This window comes from Ruegeria sp. S84 (assembly GCF_056583445.1).
Genome location: NZ_CM152618.1, coordinates 2,304,697 through 2,319,860, shown reverse-complemented (window position 1 = coordinate 2,319,860; position 15,164 = coordinate 2,304,697). Strand labels below are relative to the sequence as shown.

Annotated in this window: 9 protein-coding genes and 1 pseudogene; 7 read left to right on the top strand and 3 right to left on the bottom strand. The window is 57.4% G+C overall.

Going from position 1 to position 15,164, the window contains the following annotated elements:
• Positions 1 to 9 precede the first annotated feature (9 nt).
• Positions 10 to 1,923: an ABC transporter substrate-binding protein gene (locus AC1DFB_RS11645; RefSeq protein WP_480921295.1), complete on the bottom strand. Its 1,914-nt coding sequence runs from the start codon at positions 1,921 to 1,923 to the stop codon at positions 10 to 12.
• Positions 1,916 to 3,688, bottom strand: coding sequence for an ABC transporter ATP-binding protein (locus tag AC1DFB_RS11640; protein ID WP_170397648.1), 1,773 nt, complete (start codon positions 3,686 to 3,688; stop codon positions 1,916 to 1,918). The genes AC1DFB_RS11645 and AC1DFB_RS11640 overlap by 8 nt, the downstream gene beginning before the upstream one ends.
• 270 nt (positions 3,689 to 3,958) lie before the next feature.
• Here AC1DFB_RS11640 and AC1DFB_RS11635 point away from each other — a divergent pair.
• From AC1DFB_RS11635 to AC1DFB_RS11610, 6 genes and pseudogenes are all read left to right on the top strand, one after another.
• A pseudogene (locus tag AC1DFB_RS11635) lies at positions 3,959 to 4,415 on the top strand (class I SAM-dependent methyltransferase).
• 93 nt (positions 4,416 to 4,508) lie between these two features.
• Positions 4,509 to 5,138, top strand: coding sequence for a glutathione S-transferase (locus tag AC1DFB_RS11630; protein ID WP_170511511.1), 630 nt, complete (start codon positions 4,509 to 4,511; stop codon positions 5,136 to 5,138).
• Between the two features lie 98 nt (positions 5,139 to 5,236).
• Complete coding sequence (locus AC1DFB_RS11625) at positions 5,237 to 7,639, top strand: GcvT family protein (protein ID WP_480921294.1); 2,403 nt, start codon at positions 5,237 to 5,239, stop codon at positions 7,637 to 7,639.
• Between the two features lie 2 nt (positions 7,640 to 7,641).
• Complete coding sequence (locus AC1DFB_RS11620) at positions 7,642 to 9,186, top strand: trimethylamine methyltransferase family protein (protein WP_170663919.1); 1,545 nt, start codon at positions 7,642 to 7,644, stop codon at positions 9,184 to 9,186.
• The gene (locus AC1DFB_RS11615; RefSeq protein ID WP_170397633.1) at positions 9,187 to 9,870 is read left to right on the top strand and encodes a TetR/AcrR family transcriptional regulator; all 684 of its coding nucleotides are present in this window, start codon (positions 9,187 to 9,189) and stop codon (positions 9,868 to 9,870) included. It abuts the gene before it with no gap.
• Entirely contained in the window at positions 9,857 to 11,161 is a 1,305-nt protein-coding gene (locus tag AC1DFB_RS11610; protein WP_480921293.1) for an NAD(P)/FAD-dependent oxidoreductase, read from the top strand. Before AC1DFB_RS11615 ends, AC1DFB_RS11610 begins: the two co-directional genes overlap by 14 nt.
• On the opposite strand, the gene AC1DFB_RS11605 is transcribed toward AC1DFB_RS11610, so the two are convergent.
• Positions 11,158 to 14,553 carry an indolepyruvate ferredoxin oxidoreductase family protein gene (locus AC1DFB_RS11605; protein WP_480921292.1) on the bottom strand — a complete coding sequence of 1,132 codons (3,396 nt, stop codon included), beginning with the start codon at positions 14,551 to 14,553 and terminating at the stop codon, positions 11,158 to 11,160. The two genes, AC1DFB_RS11610 and AC1DFB_RS11605, sit on opposite strands and share 4 nt — an antisense overlap.
• Before the next feature lie 146 nt (positions 14,554 to 14,699).
• Between AC1DFB_RS11605 and AC1DFB_RS11600 the strand changes: the two genes are divergently transcribed.
• Positions 14,700 to 15,161, top strand: a complete 462-nt coding sequence (locus AC1DFB_RS11600; protein WP_170511280.1) for an Lrp/AsnC family transcriptional regulator — start codon at positions 14,700 to 14,702, stop codon at positions 15,159 to 15,161.
• The last annotated feature ends 3 nt before the right edge of the window (positions 15,162 to 15,164 follow it).

Below are 15,164 nucleotides of genomic sequence, written 5' to 3'. Positions count from 1 at the left end.
GCTCCTGAATTAGTCGGCGAAGAAGAACTCGTCGGGACGGTGAATGCCGAAATGTGCGCCGGGTTCCCATGCCCACATGGCCTGCTCAGGCACATTGCGCAGGCGGTTCGACACGACAATAGGCTGCGGTGCGCCGTTCAGGATACCGATCGCATAAAGCTGGTCGGCGTGAATTTTCAGCATCTCAGACCAAACAGCGCTGCGTTCTTCATCCGTGGAGGCGATTTCCCAATCGTGGGCAAGCTTCATGAGAAGTTCGGCCTCGGGCATGTCTGGTGGTTCGCCCGACCCTCCATTTGTCTGATAGTATTGGCCCCATTTAGGCCATGCCAGAAAGACCTGATCGGTCGGGGCGAGATAGGCCGGCGATGTGTGGCTTTGCGGAATGCCATCATCCCAGCCGAACCAGACCGACGCCATTGTATTGCCCGAGAAGACCCGGTTGCGCAGAATGTCTCGATCTAATGGTCGCATGACCAGTTCGACTCCTATCTCACGCCAGGTATCCGTGACGATCTGCAGGGCATTTTCAACCTCTTGCCGCTCACCGGCGGTTTCGATGATCAGCTCCATCGGACGCCCGTCGGGCAACAGTCGGATACCATCTTTGTCACGCTCGGTCAGCCCAGCCTCATCAAGCAGAGCATTCGCCTTGTCGATGTCATACTGTGCCCAAGCCTGCGCATTCGCTTCGTCGTAGAAGGGCGATGCGGGCAGAACCGACATAGCGCCGGGTTGGGCCAGCTTGAAATAGAGCGCCTGATTGATCGTCTTGCGATCAATGGCGAGCGACAGTGCCCTGCGTACACGTACATCGCGCAGAACCTCGCGCCACGCATCGTCAGTGTAATTCAAATTGGGATAAATCGCGATCTGCGACGCGACGCCTGTTTTCCACAAAAGCGTCTTGTATCCACCTTCAGCCTCGCCCTTTTTCAAGATCGAGGCATCGCGGAATGCCAATCCGCGACCTTGCAAGTCGGTTTCACCCGCATTTGCTTTGGCCGCGACCAAACCCGGTGCGACGATTTCCATTTCGACTACGTCGATATAGGGCAGCTGAACCCCATTTGAATCCACCCGATGGTAATAAGGGTTACGGACAAAGTTGTGCCGGATTTTCTTGCCCGAACTTGCGTTGAGCCATGGTTGCAACGTCGGAAGTTCATGATTGTCGTACTTATATAGATTGTCCAACTTGTTATGCAGCGCCGCCCAGCTTTTTACCCGCGCATCTTCGACCTTGAATGCCAGTTCTTCGGGGTCTGCAAACTTCTCGTGATATTGCTTAAGGAACTCAGACGGGCGATAGATAAAGGGCGGCCGCGCCTGAGCAAGTGATTGCAGGAAATTCGGGTTGGGGTCATCCCATTCGAATACAACCGTTGTTTCGTCGGGGAAGGTGACGGTGGGTGTTTTGCCTTCAACCAGCAGGAAATCTGGTGGGCCTGAAGGGCTGAGCAATTCGTTGTTGGCCACATCCTCCCACCAATACCGGAAGTCTTCGGATGTGAACGCGGATCCGTTTGACCATTTGTGGCCGGGTCGCAGGTTCAAAGTAAATTTGCGATTGTCTTCGTTTTCGAAAGAAGCCAGCAAATCCGGGACGATGTTGTAATCCTGATCGAAGCCCACAAGCCTTGCGTAGCCATAGACCACCATTTGCCGAATGTCTTTGGACCGGGTGACCATCGTGCGCAGTGTACCGCCGGGTACGCCGAATTCGCGACCTTTGGCGGCTAAGTCCACGATCAGCGGATCTTGCGGAATACGTTCAGCAACCGGTGGCAGGTCGCCGCTTTCAACCTCGGTTTGCCAGAACGCGTTTTCCTGAAGATTAGACGGAATTTCTGCCACAGCGGGCAGCATTCCTGCGATGGCCAGCGACGCGGCCAGAATCAATCGGTGAGTGGTCTTAAACATGGCAACGTACCTTATGGCCGGGCTCCAACTCTACCAAAGAAGGTATCACGGAGTCGGAAAATCGAAAGGCGTCATCCCAACTGTCGGGAGAACCGGCACCTAACGCAACCAGTTTCAGATCAATCGGGCGATTGATATCTGGTTCCGGCTGGGCGGCAATCAGTGCCTTGGTATAGGGATGACGTGGATTGTAGAACAGAGTTTCGGGTGGGGCTTGTTCCACCACAAGACCCCGGCGCATGACGGCGACCTCGTCGGCAATGCGCGCGACGACGGCCAGATCATGTGAGATGAACAGGTAAGACAGGTTCAGACTGTCCTGCAGTTCTTCGAGCAGGGTCAAAATTTGCTCTTGAACGGATACATCCAGCGCCGAGGTTGGCTCGTCACAAACAATCAGCGCCGGGTCCAGCATCATCGCGCGGGCGATAGATAGGCGCTGTCGTTGTCCACCAGAAAACGCATGCGGATAGCGTTTGAGCATATCGGCATTCAGCCCGACCCGCTGCAACATCGCGGCCGCTTTGTCGCGCTGCTCTGCCACAGTGCCGAGGCGGTGTATCTCCAACGGCTCGGTCATGGCATCCTGAATGCGCATACGGGGGCTAAGAGAGCTATAGGGATCCTGAAACACCATTTGCGCCTTGCGCTGAAACGCGGTGCGTTCGGTCCGTGTCATACTGTGAACCGTTATCGGTTCGGAATCCCTTGTTGTTCTGAACAGAACTTCGCCGCCCGGGTCGGGCAGTTCAGCGCCCAGAGCGATTCTGGCGGCGGTTGTTTTGCCAGACCCGCTTTCGCCAACGATTGCAAGCGTCTTGCCGCGCGCCAGCTTCATATCTACGCCCCGGCAGGCATGGATCAGTTTGTCGGCTTTCCAACCTTTGCTCGATCGCATCGTGTAGGTCTTTGAGACCCCGGTCATCTGCAGAATTAGGTCCTCGTCGGGCATCGGTATGCCGACGGCATCCTGATCGGGTATCTCAGGCGCAGCGTCGAACAGCTGCTGCGTATAGGGGTGCGCCGGATCGTTCAGAATTGGTGCTGCCGGGCCAGCTTCCATCACGCGGCCTTTGTGCATGACGACCACCCGCTCGGCCATGTTAGCAACTACACCCAGGTCATGGGTGACAAGGATCAGCGCCATACCGGTCTCGCGCTGCAGCTCTTTGATCAGCCCAAGAACCTGCGCTTGGGTGGTAACATCCAGCGCTGTTGTCGGCTCGTCCGCGATGAGCAATTCAGGCTTGGACACCATGGCCATGGCAATCATGGCACGCTGGCGCATGCCGCCGGACAGCTCGAACGGATAGCTGTCGTAGGCGCGGGCAGGGTCGGGGAAACCAACCCTCTCAAACTGGGTCAGAACTTCTTTGCGGGCCTGTGCATCGGATGCGCCGCGATGCAACCAAAGAACTTCGCTGACCTGATTTCCGATTTTGTGAAGCGGTGACAGAGATCGCATCGGTTCCTGAAAAATCATAGAAACCCGATTGCCGCGAATACCACGCATCTGTCTTTCACTCAGTTCGATCAGATTAGCGGTGCCTTTGGAATCGTTCAGCGTGATCGTTCCGCTACGGATCTGGGCGGTACGCGGCAGAATACGCAGTGCAGCGCGACAGGAAATCGTTTTGCCCGAACCGGATTCTCCAACCAATGCAAGTGTCTGCCCGGGTTCGACCTCGAAGCTGACATCTTGGACAACGGATGGACCCGTGCCAAAGCCGATGCTGAGATCCCGAACGGACAACAACGCACTCATGCGGGTTTTCCACCCGTCTGGCCGCTAAAAAACATCGGCTTTGTGAACTCCCTGTCTTTTTTGAGCAGTTTCGCGCGGTTGGGGCGGCGTAGTCAAACACCTTCTTCACCCGAATTGTCGCGGAATCGTGAAACTCGGGCCGTATGGCTACACAAAGTCTTGAGTTTTTGCCATCAAAGGCGCAATCGCCCCCCGACTGGTGTCGAATGATTTTGAAAGAGGTGCCCCGTGTCCGAGCAACAAAGCCGATTGGATCTGTTCATTGACCGAATGGTCTCGCAACGTGCTTGTCTGGACTTTGCCATCGCGCAGACCACGGGGCAGCCCGGTCCGGTTTTTGAGCTGGGATTGGGAAATGGGCGCACATATCACCACATGGTTAAGCACATTCAGGACCGTCCTGTTTATGTTTTTGAACGGGCCGTTGCGTCTCATCCCGATTCTGACACCGCCCGATGATCTGGTGATTCTCGGTGATGTGCGCGAAACATTGCCTGCTTCGGTTACGCGATTTGGCGCGTCAGCCAGTCTGATCCATGCCGATCTTGGGGGACACAACCGGCAAAAGAATGATGCTTTTGCCCGCCTCGTCTCACCTTTGATCGAACCGCTTCTGGCGCAGGGCGGGCTGATGGTATCCAGCGATCGCATGTATTTTGAAACGCTGACCGAAGTGCCGCTGCCTGCAGGCGCGGTGGAGGGGCGCTGTTTCATCTACCGGCGTTGATCTGCCGTAGGGTCACTGTGTGATCCGACTCGCGCTGTAGTGCCGGGCCGGTCTAACGTCTGAGGTGTGATGCTTTGGAGGGGACCGTCAAATATGTTGTTCTACGATTGCTCAACCGCGCCAAGCCCGCGCCGTGCCCGGATGTTTATTGCGGAAAAGGGGCTGGAGATTGAAACCCGCGATATCTCAATCGCCAAAGGTGAACAGTTTAGCGATGCCTTCCGGGCCGTGAACCCCGGTGCAACGATCCCTGTTCTTGTCACGGATGAAGGCACCACGCTGACCGAAAATCTTGGCATCGCCGCCTATCTCGAAGCGCGCTTTCCGGAACCTGCCTTGATGGGGCATACGCCGGATGAAAAAGGCGAAATTCTGATGTGGAATGCCATCGCCGAACAGCAATGTGGCGCACCAATCGCGGAAACTTTGCGCAACACCCATCCTTCGTTCAGAGACCGCGCGATTACCGGGCCTGCAAACCACGCCCAAATCCCTGAACTAGCGCAGCGGGGGGCTGAGCGGGTGCGCGCCTTCTTCGATTTGCTAGAAGCCCGTCTGCAAGTCAGCGGTTTCGTTGCGGGTGATATGTTCTCTCTGGCCGACATCACCACATTTGTGTTTGTCGATTTCGCACGTGTCATCAAGATGCGTATCCCAGAAAAGAACACGGCCACACGCGCCTGGTTTGATGCCGTTCAGACACGCCCGAGCGCCCGGCTTTAAGCTGATCCGGGTGCTGTCCCTCGAACTGTACAGAAATGTCTAGACAGAAGTGAACAGTGCCTCTAGCGTCCTCTGCAAGTCATGCAGGGGAGCGCAGGATGAAATCTCAGTATCGTGTCGTAGTCATCGGTGGCGGCGTTGTCGGCGCCTCGGTTCTGTACCATCTCGCCAAGTTTGGCTGGTCAGATGTGGTCATGCTGGAGAGGCGGCGTTTGGCCTCGGGGTCTTCGTGGCACGCGGCGGGAGGCATCCATGCGCTGAACGCAGATCCGAACATGGCGTCGCTGCAGGCCTATACGATCGATCTGCTGAGCGAGATCGAAAAAGAATCGGGCCAAAATATCGGCCTGCACATGACCGGCGGCCTGACGCTGGCGGGCACGCCCGAACGGTGGGAGTGGCTGCAGGCCAACTACCGCATTTTCCAGTCTATCGGCATCGACGACTGTGAGTTGTTGTCGCCAGAGGAGGCGCAGAAACGCTGCCCGATCATGTCCACCGACGGCGTGCTGGGCGCAATGTGGGCGGATCGCGAAGGTTACATCGATACAACCGGTACGGTTCAGGCTTATGCAACAGCGGCCAAGAAACGTGGCGCGGAATACTACGAAGAAACCAAGGTCGAAAGCCTGACGCAGACTGCGGATGGTTGGGAAGTTGTGACCGACAAAGGCACTATCACTTGTGAACATGTGGTCAACGCCGCTGGCCTCTGGGCCAAACAGGTGGGGCGCATGGCCGGAGTGGAGCTGCCGGTTTCGCCGCTGAAACACCACTATCTGATCACCGATACGGTGCCTGAGGTGGCCGAGGCGGATTTCGAGATGCCGATGACGGTTGATCTTGAAGGCTTCACCTATATGCGACAGGACCAGAAGGGCGTTCTGGTGGGCATCTACGAGGTCGATCACGAGCACTGGGCTATGGACGGTGCGCCGTGGAATTACGGTGAAGAATTGTTCCAGGAACAGCTCGACCGGATCGAGAACGAGCTGACGCTGGGCTTTGAACGGTACCCGTCGATCCAGAATGTTGGCATCAAAACATGGGTGAACGGCGCGTTCACCTTCTCACCCGATGGTAACCCGCTGGTCGGTCCGGTCCCAGGCAAGCGCGGTTATTGGTCAGCTTGTGCGGTGATGGCCGGATTCCTGCAGGGTGGCGGCGTTGGTAAGACGCTGGCCGAATGGATGATCCATGGCGAGCCTGAGGCCGACGCATGGCCTATGGACGTGGCGCGCTATGGCGATTTCGCTCAGAACAAACGCTACATCCGCGAAACAACCGGTCAGTTCTATTCCCGTCGTTTCGTGATGACCTACCCGAACGAGCAACTGCCCGCAGGTCGCCCGCTGAAGATGGCCCCAGCCCATGATGCAATGACCGAGGCGGGGTGCAAATGGGGCGTCAGCTGGGATCTGGAAGTACCGCTTTACTTTGCGCCCAAGGGCTTTGAAGAGACGCCGACGCTGAAACGCTCGAACGCGCACGACATCGTAGCTGAGGAGTGCAAAACCATCCGCGAAGGCGTGGGACTACTGGATATCTCGGGCTTTTCGCGCTTTGAGGTCACTGGGCCAAATGCCGAGGCTTGGCTGGACAGGATCATGGCGTCGAAACTGCCTGCACCGGGGCGTGCTAAGCTGGCTCCAATGCTGGGTGAAAACGGTCGCCTCAAGGGTGATCTGACCGTGCTGAACTGGGGCGACGGGACCTGGTGGATCATGGGCAGCTATTATCTGCGCGCATGGCATATGCGCTGGTTCAATGATCACATGATGGACGCCGTGAATATCCGCGATCTGGGCGAGGAATATTGCGGTTTTGCCGTGGTTGGGCCGAAATCGCAGGCTGTGGTCGAGAAACTGGCAGAACAGGATATCTCAGGCCTGAAATTCATGGGCTGCGGCGACTTTGATATCGGTCTGGTGCGTGCCCGTGTGGCGCGTATGTCTGTGACGGGCGAAAAAGGGTATGAGATAAACTGCCGCTATGGCGACCACATCAAACTGCGCCGGATGCTGCTAGAGGCCGGGGCCGGGGACGGTATCCGCGAATGCGGATTCAACGCGATGCTGTCGACGCGGCTTGAGAAGAGCTTTGGTATCTGGTCTGCAGAATTCACTCAGCTTTACACGCCAGGCATGACCGGAATGGACCGCTGGATCGACTGGAACAAGGATTTCGTTGGCAAAGAGGCTGCGCTGGCTGAACGCGATGGCAATGGTCCGGCGCAAGTTCAAGTGACGCTTGAGGTTGACGCGCTGGACGCCGATGCCAGCGGGTATGAACCGATTTGGGCCGGGGAAGAGCGGGTGGGTTTTGTGACTTCGGGTGGCTATGGCCACTACACGGGCAAGTCGCTGGCCATGGCTTTGGTCGACCGCGACAAGGCTGAACCAGACACCGAGTTGTCGGTGCATGTGGTCGGTGTCGAACGCCCGGCCCGCGTGATTGCGCCGTCGCCCTATGACCCGCTGGGCAAAGCGATGCGAGGTTGACCATGTCGGACTTGGGCCAAAGACGCCGACGGCGCGGGCGCGGGACCGATGCCGCCCCGCAATCTAGTCGCGAGGTGAATTATCGCCAGTTGCGCAATCCGTTTCCACAGATGGAAGTGTTCCCGACGGATCAGATTGCAGATATGCACGACACCGCATTGCGCACGCTGGAAGAGTTGGGCGTGAAAGTTCTATTGCCCGAAGCGCGGCGAATCTACGCGCAGGGTGGCGCCCGCGTGGATGAAGACAGCGAAATGGTCTTCATCGGGCGGGATATGGTTGAGGCTGCGGTGGCCTCAGCTCCGAAATCTATCGGCTGCCGGGCGGGCGCGCGGCACCGGGATTTCACTTTGGAGCTGGGCTCTTTGGTGTTCCAACCCGGGGCTGGCGCTCCAAACGCGACCGATCTGGAACGCGGTCGGCGGCCAGCGAGTGGGCAGGATTATCTGGAGTTCCTAAAGCTCACTCATCACTTTGATGTCTTCCAGATGATCTCGCCGCAGGTCGAACCGCAGGACGTGCCAACCAATGTGCGGCACTATTTCACTACACAAGCGCAGATGGAGCTGACGGATAAGTTCCCGTTCTTCTTCTCGCGGGGCACGCCGCAAGTGATGGACTGCTTCGAGATGCTCTCGACGGCGCGAGGTCTATCTGACAAGGAGTTCCGCGCTAACGCCCATTGTTACACGATTATCAACACCAACAGCCCGCGGACGCTGGATATTCCAATGGCTCAGGGGCTGATCGACTTTGCGCGCCATGGTCAGATGTCGATCATCACACCCTTTACCCTGATGGGCGCAATGGCTCCGATCACGGTGGCCGGGGCCATCACGCTGTCCCATGCCGAGGCGCTTGCGGCCTTGACGCTGACCCAGCTTACCAACCCCGGTGCGCCGGTGTGCTATGGGACCTTTACCAGCAATGTCGACATGAAATCAGGGGCGCCTGCATTCGGGACACCCTCGCATTTTCAGGCGTCTTTGGCGGCGGGCCAGTTGGCCCGGTATCTGGGCCTGCCCTGGCGGTCTGCGGCGGGGTCTGCGGCAAATATCAACGACGTTCAGGCCGCCAATGAAAACCAGTTCGGCCTGTGGGGCTGCCTGATGGCCGGGGCGACGGTGATCATTCATTCGGCCGGATGGCTCGAAGGTGGCCTGACAGTATCCTTCGAGAAGATGATCTGCGATGCCGAGGTGTTGAACATGGTGGCCGAGCTTTGTGCAGGGGCACAGGCCAATGGTGCAGAGATCGGGTTTGATACTGCGCTGAGCGAGGTTGAACCCAGCGGACATTTCTTCGCCACGAGTCAGACGATGGAGCGCTATAATACCGCATTTTATGAGCCGCACCTGCATGATTACGCAAATTTTGGCACCTGGACCGAGCGTGGCGCGATCGACGCCAACCATCGCGCGACCGGTGTATGGAAGGAAATCCTGGCAAATTTCAAAGCACCGGCATCAGATACGGATCGCCTTGGTGCGTTGAAGGATTTCATAGCGCGCCGTACAGAAGAGGGCGGCGCACCGCCGGAGAGTTGAATGAACACCAAACCCATCCTGCACCGGGACGATCCCGAAGCTGAGCCACTGATTGGTAACGTCAAGGTCACGCGCGATGATTGGCTGAACGTGGCCATGGACGTCCTGATTTCGGACGGGGTCGAGCAGGTGAAAGTCATGAACCTTGCCGAGCGGATGGCGGTCTCGCGCTCATCATTCTACTGGTACTTCAAGTCGCGGCAGGAATTGCTGGATGCGCTGCTGGCGCGATGGCAGGCGACAAATACGGCGGCCTTGATCGCGCAATCCGAATTGCCTGCTGAAACGATCACGGCTGCGGTGTGCAATGTGCAGCGCTGCGTTGTGAATACCGAACTATTTGATACGGCGCTTGATTTTGCTGTGCGGGATTGGGCACGAAGATCGGGAAAGGTGCGGCGTATGCTGGACCAGTCCGATGCCCGTCGCCTGGCCGCGCTGCGCGCGATGTTCATCCGGTTCAACTATGATGAGACCGAGGCAGAGACGCGGGCGCGGGTGCTATATTATATGCAGATCGGATATGATCTGGCGCAGTTAAACGAACCATTGGCGATCAGGCTGTCGATGGTTCCACACTACCTTTATGTTTTTACAGGGGTCGAACCGCGACCCGAGGAAATCACCGAATTCAGCGCATATGCGAAACGTTTCTGGGAAGGGGCAGGACATGAACCAACCTGACGCAATCATCATTGGCACCGGTGTGATCGGAGCCGCCATCGCGTTCGAGATGTCCAAGGCCGGTTGGAAAACTCTGTCGTTGGATCGCAATGCGCAGGTTGGGCATGGCTCGACCGCAGGCTCTTGCGCGATAATTCGGATGCATTATTCGACCCTCGATGGAACCGCGTTCGCTTGGGAAGGCTATCACTATTGGCGTGATTGGGCGAACTATCTGGGCTTGCCCGACACAGCCGATTTGGCGCAGTTTCGTGAGACCGGTTGTTTGGTCGTCAAGACCGAGGCCAATGGGTTTCTTGAGAAACATAAGAAGTACAGCGCCGAACTGGATTGTCCGTTTGAAGAATGGACACCTGAGCGGATTACCGAACGTCTGCCGATCTATTCTCTGGACAGCTTTGCCCCGGCGCGGCGCATGGATGATCCGGAGTTCGGCCAACCGAACGGAGATCGGATTCAGGGCGCAGTGTTCTGGCCGAAAGCAGGCTATGTGACCGATCCGGCCTTGTCGGCGCAAAACCTGATGGATGCCGCCAAGCTGCATGGTGCCGAAGTGCGAACGGGCGCAGACGTGCGCGAAATCCTGTCGCAGCAGGGGCGCGTCGCAGGTGTCAGACTTGCCTCTGGTGAAGAAATCCACGCCAAAGTGGTGGTGAATGTTGCCGGTCCCGGGTCAGCGCTTGTCAACGAAATGGCCGGGGTTCTGGGCGACATGACAATTCGGACCCGCCCGCTGCGGCAGGAGGTGGTACATTTACCCGCGCCCGAAGGATTTGATTTCGAATCGCAAGGAACAATTGTCTCGGATAGTGATATCGCGCTGTATTGCCGTCCAGAACATGGCAAGCATATTCTGATCGGTTCCGAGGATCCGGCTTGTGATCCGCATCAATGGTGCGAAGATGATGTAAGCTATAACCACGATTTTACGGATCAATGGACCACGCAGGCCATGCGTTATGCCCAACGGGTCCCTAGCTTGGGGATACCCTCCAGAACCCGTGGAGTGGTGGATTTGTATGATGCCTCGACTGACTGGATTCCGATCTATGACAAGTCCAGCCTGCCGGGGTTTTACATGGCCTGCGGCACCAGCGGTAACCAATACAAGAACGCGCCGATTGCGGGCAAAATGATGGCTGCGCTGATCGACTACGTCGAAGGCGGTGCGGATCATGACGAAAAGCCGATGCAGTTTGAACTGCCTTACATTGGACGCACAATCAACACCGGTTTCTATTCCCGCAAGCGACCGGTCAATACCGATAGCAGTTTCTCGGTGCTTGGTTAACGCGCCATCGCGCGCGCGTTCTCATAGCTTTCTTCCCGTACTGGACCGAAACCGCGTATCTGGTCCGCAGCTGACAGCACGTCCAGCCACTCGGCCTCGGAATGGGCGGAGGGGTTTGTCAGATACATGTCCAACAGCGATTGGTACCAGTTTAGGATATCTCGATGCAGTCGCGCTTCGGAGTGATAGCCGAAGGGGTTCAGGACCGAGCCGCGCAAACCACGTAGACGGGACAGTCCCCGCAGAACCGGGCGCATCCATGGGCCCAGTGCAAACTTGAGGGGGCGGCCCCGTTCGTCCTTGCGCCAGCTGAGCATTGGCGGGGCGAAGTGGTAACTGGTTTTGAAATCTCCCTCGAACTGTTGCTTCAGTTCGTTGTCGAAGTTTTGGGACGTTTGCAGCCGGGCCACTTCGAACTCGTCCTTATAGGCCATGAAGCGGAACAGGTTACGGGCTACGGATTCTAGAATATCGTCGGATATTTTCGGGTTCGACGCGCGGATTGCTTCAATCTGTTGCGCATAGCGATCCGCATATGCAGCATCATGATAATCTGTCAAAAACGCCACCCGACGCGCAATCACCTGATCCAAGGTGCCGTTTGCCTCTTCGGGTAGTGCCAGCCCGTGAATGCGGTCGGGGTCAGCCGCCAGACAACGCCCAAGAGCAAAGGCCAGCCGGTTTTTTTCGACGGCAACACCGTTCAGCAAGATGGCCTGAGCCAATGCAGGATGCGATACCGGAACCAGCTCGTTTTGCCATGCATAACCCAGCAAAATGACGTTGGCGAAGACGGAATCCCCCAGTAGCGCCTCAGCTATTGCATTTGCGTCAAGGCTGGCGAGATTGTCCACCCCAACCACATCTGCGATCGCCTGTTCCCGCTTATCGACCCGCAATTGGGCATCGCGACGCAGGACAAGATCGCCGGTGGGCATCTCAGCCCTGTTCAGCACAACGCGTGTCCCGCGGGCATAATGAGCTGAGGCTTTGGGGGCCGAACTCACCACCACATCACAGCCAATCACCGCATCCGCAGCGCCTTGATCTATGCGTACTTGGTTAAGCGCATCCGGAGCTGCGCCAAGGCGGATATAACTGAGTACCGTGCCGAATTTCTGCGCAAATCCGGTGAAATCCAGGACCGAGGCACCTTTGCCTTCCAGGTGCGCGGCCATAGTGATCAGGGCCCCAACCGTGACAACCCCAGTGCCACCCACGCCTGTCACAAGCAGATCAAACGGTGTGTCCAAAGACGGAAGCTTTGGGTCTGGCAGGTCTGCCTCAAGCGCGTCGAGGTCCAGATCTATGGCCCGCTTTCGCCGGGTTGCGCCTGCAACGGTCACGAAACTTGGGCAGAATCCGTTCAGGCACGAAAAATCCTTGTTGCACGAACTTAAGTTGATCTTGCGCTTGCGCCCCAGCGGGGTTTCTCGCGGCTCAACGCTCAGGCAATTCGATGCGACCGAACAATCGCCGCAACCTTCGCAGACAAGATCATTGATCCAGACGAAGGTCGAGGGGTCCTCCATCGTACCGCGCTTGCGGCGGCGGCGTTTCTCGGTGGCGCAGGTCTGTTCGTAAATCAGGACCGTAACACCGGGAATGTCGCGCAATTCGCGTTGCAGGCTGTCCATCTTTGCCCGGTCGTGGAACGTAGTGCCAGCCGGGAAATCGGATCGGTGAAACTTGGCAATGTTGTCCGAGACCAGCGCGATCCGCTCAACCCCCTCGGCCCGGCAGGTTTGCGCAATGCCTGCAACGCTGACAGGTCCATCCACTGGTTGCCCTCCGGTCATTGCGACCGCATCATTGTAGAGTATTTTATACGTGATATTTGTCCCGGCCGCGACCGCCTGACGGATCGCGAGCGAACCCGAATGGTACCACGTTCCTTCGCCAAGGTTCTGGAAGATATGCTTGCCGCCATTGAATTGTGAGGCCACCACATGGGGTACGCCTTCGCCTCCCATCTGTGCATAGCCGACCGTCTCGCGATCCATCCAAGATGCCATTACATGACAACCAATGCCGCTGGCAGCGGTGGAGCCTTCGGGCACCTTGGTTGAGGTATTGTGCGGACAGCCCGAACAGAAATAGGGCGTTCGCGTTGCGCCCGGGACATTGATCACGGGAGGTTCCGTCTCGGTCAGCGCGCGCGCTTTGGCAGGCAGGTGTTCTTCCGGGAAGAACGTGTTCAGTCGGGCGGCGACAATAGGGGCCAGCATCAAGGGGCTGAGTTCCCCGGTCCATGGGATCAACGGCTCACCATGGCTGTCATATTTGCCTACCATCTTATGGGGTTTGTCGCCGGGCCAGTCATAGAAATACTCTTTGAACTGGCTTTCGATGATGCCGCGCTTTTCCTCGACGACCAGAACCTCGGCCTTGCCTTTCACAAAGCGCAACGCGTTGCGACGGGCCAGCGGCCAGACCATGCCAACCTTGTAGATGTCGATCCCCAAGCGGCGGCAAGCGGCTTCATCAAGGTCCAGCAAACGCAGCGCCTCCATCAGATCGAGGTGCCCCTTGCCGGTGGTCACGAAGCCGAACTTCGCGTTGTCGATGTCATAAATACGCCGGTCGATGGGGTTTTCTTCGGCAAAGGCCCGAACGGCGCGCAACTTGTGCTGGATGCGGGTCTCGATCTCGGGCGAGGGCAAATCGGCAGTGCGGACGTGCAAGCCGCGTTCGGGCAAGTCGATCTGCGGCAGGGAAAAGCTGCGATCCGGGTGCAGATCGACGGACCGTGCGCTTTCGACCGTTTCCGAGACCGCCTTGAACCCGACCCAGGTGCCTGAGAAACGGGACAGAGCGAACCCGTACTCGCCGAATTCCAAATATTCCTCGACCGAGGCTGGGTTCAATGTCGGCATGAACCACGACATGAAGGCCACATCCGACTGATGCGGCATCGAAGAACTGACGCAACCATGATCATCGCCTGCCACGACCAGTACGCCACCTTTTGGCGCAGACCCATATGCATTCCCATGTTTCAATGCATCGCCTGATCGGTCGACACCGGGGCCTTTACCGTACCACATCGAAAAGATGCCCTCGACCTCGCAATGCGGGTCCAAAATGGCCTGTTGTGCACCCAGAACCGCCGTTGCGCCGAGGTCTTCGTTCACGGCGGGCATAAACGTGATGCGATCCGTCTTCAGCCGGTCCTTTGCACGCCATAGCTCAAGATCCAGCCCGCCCAGTGGTGATCCGCGATAGCCCGAGACAAACCCCGCCGTGTTCAGCCCGGCCTGACGGTCGCGTCGGGCCTGGTCCATCATAATCCGCGCCAAGGCTTGCGTGCCTGTTAGAAAAACCCGCCCCTGCGTCAGGGTATAGCGGTCTTCAAGCCGATAGGTGCGGGGGGAGGGTTCGTGGTGGCTCATTGCTGCGCGTCCATGGGTTTTTGTCTTTGGTGTTCGGTTATTTTAACCCCCCGCAGGTGAATTTCTGTTTCAGAGTTTGTGCGAGTTCCGCAAAATATGATATAATTCACCAGATTTAGTTAAAATTACGGATGAATCTTTCCAAGATGACCACTCTTGATGATCGGGACCGCCGCATTCTGACGCTGCTTCAAAATGACAGCCGGGTTTCAAATGCCGAATTGGCAGATGCAGTCGGCATGTCGGCCTCAGCCCTATGGCGCAGGGTGCGCGCGCTCGAAGAGGCTGGGGTGATCGAACGGTATGGCGCTTTGGTGAACCCTGCCGAGATGGGGTTGACGTTCGAAGCAATAGTGCATGTTCACCTGACCCGGCATGACCCGGACAAGATTGTTGACTTCATCCGGGCCGTCGAAATCAGCCCCGAAGTGCAGGAATGCTACGCCACGACAGGTCAGGCGGATTATCATCTGCGTGTCTTGTGCAGGAACCTGTCGGCTTACAACACGTTTCTGGAAGATTTCTTGTTTCGATTGCCCGCCGTCGCCAGCGCGCAAACGAATGTCGTGCTGCGGACGATCAAGCGGAACCGACCGGTGGTACCCTGAAGC